At 38.8% G+C, this 245-nt stretch carries 1 protein-coding gene; it reads left to right on the forward strand.

Features of this window, described 5'->3' with window-relative positions; genetic code table 11:
• The coding region (locus JWG39_RS16350; protein WP_205220483.1) for a pre-peptidase C-terminal domain-containing protein at positions 1–245 on the forward strand (245 nt) is incomplete at both ends.

The following is a 245-nucleotide window of genomic DNA, read 5'->3' on the forward strand; positions in this document are numbered from 1 at the left end:
AAATGATTTTTATACGTTTGTCGCGCAACACCCTGGCACCGCGACCATTAATTTAACGGAATTGAGTTCAGATATTGATTTAAGGTTATTGAACAGCTCTGGATCACGGTTGGATTCCTCCTCTTCGAGTGGAAGTTCCAGTGAATCTATATCCTATAATCTCATCTCAGGTAATACATATTACGTCAAGGTCGATCCTTTTGGCAACAATACCTCAGATTATAATTTGAGTATCAATAGTGGCA

Origin of the sequence: Desulforhopalus vacuolatus, from assembly GCF_016918505.1 — a bacterium.
GTDB lineage: Bacteria > Desulfobacterota > Desulfobulbia > Desulfobulbales > Desulfocapsaceae > Desulforhopalus > Desulforhopalus vacuolatus.